The 2,489-nt window shown below is 68.4% G+C and carries 4 protein-coding genes; 1 reads left to right on the top strand and 3 read right to left on the bottom strand.

Going from position 1 to position 2,489, the window contains the following annotated elements; genetic code table 11:
- Both xseA and VHK87_RS10015 read right to left on the bottom strand, forming a co-directional pair.
- The coding region (gene xseA / locus VHK87_RS10020) for an exodeoxyribonuclease VII large subunit (RefSeq protein ID WP_329634755.1) at window positions 1-559 on the bottom strand (559 nt) is incomplete at its 3' end.
- 169 nt (window positions 560-728) lie between these two features.
- Window positions 729-1,232 (bottom strand): GcrA family cell cycle regulator, encoded by a 504-nt coding sequence (locus VHK87_RS10015; protein WP_329634754.1) that lies wholly within the window; start codon window positions 1,230-1,232, stop codon window positions 729-731.
- Window positions 1,233-1,458: 226 nt separating this feature from the next.
- On the opposite strand from VHK87_RS10015, the gene VHK87_RS10010 reads away from it, so the two are divergent.
- Window positions 1,459-2,292, top strand: a complete 834-nt coding sequence (locus VHK87_RS10010) for an ABC transporter permease (protein WP_329634753.1) — start codon at window positions 1,459-1,461, stop codon at window positions 2,290-2,292.
- On the opposite strand, the gene VHK87_RS10005 is transcribed toward VHK87_RS10010, so the two are convergent.
- A partial coding sequence (locus VHK87_RS10005; RefSeq protein WP_329634752.1) for an STAS/SEC14 domain-containing protein occupies window positions 2,289-2,489 on the bottom strand: 201 nt, incomplete at its 5' end. The two genes, VHK87_RS10010 and VHK87_RS10005, sit on opposite strands and share 4 nt — an antisense overlap.

Below are 2,489 nucleotides of genomic sequence, written 5' to 3'. Positions count from 1 at the left end.
CGGCCGCATCGCCCTGCACCACCACGGGCCAGACCACGACCCGGCACGGCCAGCGGTCGCGGATGCGGTGCAGGATGTCGCGGATCACCGCGCCCGTCGGGCTGGTGATCACCCCGATGGTCGCGGGCATGGCGGGGATCGGCTTCTTCCGCTCGCGCTCGAACAGCCCTTCGGCGGCCAGCCGGCCCTTCAGCTTCTCCAGCTGGGCCAGCAGGGCGCCGACGCCGGCCGGCTCCATCGTCTCGATGACGATCTGGTAGCGTGAGCCTGCCGGATAGGCGGTGATCTTGCCGGTGACGATCACCTCCAGCCCCTGCTCGGGCCGGCACTTCAGCCCGCGGACCGAGCCCTTCCAGACCACGCCGTCGATCGCCGCCCGCTCGTCCTTGATCGTCAGGTAGACGTGGCCGTTGGAATGGTGGGTGACCTTGGAGAGTTCGCCCCGCAGCCGCACGAAGCCGTAGGCGTCCTCGAGCGTGCGCTTCAGCGCAAAGGCCAGCTCCGAGACGGAATAGGGCCGGGCGTTGGAGGCGGTCTCGTCGGCGACTGCGTCGGTCATGGGCGCAAGTTAGCCGCTCCCCCGCTTCGCCCCAAACGAGACGGATCGACGCCGGCCAGATTCAACTCCTGCCCAGGGACTGGTTGTCTACGTCTGACCCGCCGCCCCAAAGAAAAAGAGCGCTCCGGCCGCAAAGCTGGAGCGCTCAGTCGTGGAGGACGCGACGCTACTAAAGGTATCTGCGGAGCGAGCGGGCGAGTTCGGCGGCGGTCGCCTTCTTCTTCCCGGTCTGCGAGGGCTGGTAGGCGACCCGCTGGTGTTCCATGCAGTAGGGGCTGTCGGAGGCCCGGCGGCCGCAGAAGGTGAATTCCTCGCTGGCGGGATCGCCGATCGGCCACTTGCACATGTGGGCGCCGAGGGTCAGCACGGTCGCCGTGCCGGGGGCCTCGTCGACATAGCGCACCGGCTCCGGCGCCGGGCGGGCGATGGCCAGCGGCTGGGCGATCCGCCGCGGCGCGGCCGGCGCGGCGGCCCGGGGCGCCGGACGCGGCGCCTTGAAGGCCGGGCGGGCCGGCTTCGACGGCGCCGCACGGCCCGACAGGCCCAGTCGGTGCACCTTGCCGATCACCGCGTTGCGGGTCACCCCGCCCAGCTGCTTGGCGATCTGACTGGCCGACAGGCCGTCCTGCCAGAGCTTCTTCAGAATCTCGACCCGCTCTTCCGTCCAGCCCATGTCCGCCTCCCAGCGATCTACTCGAGCCCCCAGGCGCCGCCCCGCGCAGCCCCCTGGATCTACATCTTGTGGCGCCGAGCCAATTCATCTCTCAGCAACCACTAGATATCGTAAACAAGCCGTTAACGACCACAATAGGCGCCCTACCTTTCATCCACAGGAACAAGATGTTGCGGCGCCCTGCCGCACTCTTGCGGCGCGCGCGGCTTGGGCGCACATCAGGCGCATGAAGGACGTCCCCGACGACGTGGCCCTCGTGGAGGCCGTCATCCCGCCCGCGCCGCGCGACTATCACGGCGTCAACTGGGCCGGGTTCCGCACCCTGTATCTCCGGGAAATCCGGCGGTTCTGGAAGGTGGGGATGCAGACCCTGGCCGCGCCGGTGGTCACGGCCCTGCTCTACATGATGATCTTCGTGGTGGCGGTGGGCGCCAGCCGCCAGCCGGTCCCGGGCATCGGCTTTGCGACCTTCGTCGCGCCCGGGCTCATCATGATGAGCATCCTCAACAACGCCTTCGCCAACTCATCCTCCAGCCTGCTGCAGGCCAAGATGAATGGACTGATCGGGGACTTCCTGACCCCGCCGCTGTCGCCGCCGGAGCATGTGGCGGCCTTCGCCCTGGGGGCGGCGACGCGCGGCATCGTGGTGGGGGCGGTGACCTGGGTGTCGGTCCTGCCGTTCACCGGCCTGCCGATCACTCACCTGTGGGCGGTGCTCTACTTCGGCGCCGGGGCCAGCGTGATCCTCGGTCTGCTGGGCATGATGGCCGGGCTGTGGGCCGAGAAGTTCGACCACATGGCGGTGGTCACCAACTTCATCGTCATGCCCATGACCTTCCTGTCGGGCACCTTCTACCTCGTGGAGCGGCTGCCCGAGCCGTTTCGCACGGCCAGCCACTTCAACCCCTTCTTCTATCTGATCGACGGCTTCCGCTACGGCTTCATCGGCCACGCGGAGTCGAGCCTGTTCACCGGCGTCGGCATGACCGCGGGCCTGGTCATCGCGCTGACCTGCCTGTGCCTGTGGATGTTCGAGACGGGCTACAAGCTGAAGACCTAGTTCTCCCCTGCCGCCCAGCGCATCGCCGCCTCGCGCTCCTCGGGGGCGAAGGCTCTCGCCTCGACCTGTGGGATGACCGGATCGAGGGTGGAGACCAGCGCCTTCAGCCAGGCCTTGTCGGTGACCAGGGCGGCGCGGCGGAAGCGGCTCCACTCGCGGAACTTCATCAGGCTGAAGCGGAAGTCCTTCATCATCGC

Source organism: Phenylobacterium sp., assembly GCF_036263695.1.
Lineage (GTDB): Bacteria > Pseudomonadota > Alphaproteobacteria > Caulobacterales > Caulobacteraceae > Phenylobacterium.
The sequence above is the reverse complement of the archived record's forward strand: the minus strand, read 5'-3'. Positions and strand labels throughout refer to the sequence as shown.

Coding starts and splice junctions, on each gene's coding strand:
- VHK87_RS10015 (WP_329634754.1), bottom strand. CDS start 1,232: ATGGGCTGGACGGAAGAGCGGGTCGAGATTCTGAAGAAGCTCTGGCAG.
- VHK87_RS10010 (WP_329634753.1), top strand. CDS start 1,459: ATGAAGGACGTCCCCGACGACGTGGCCCTCGTGGAGGCCGTCATCCCG.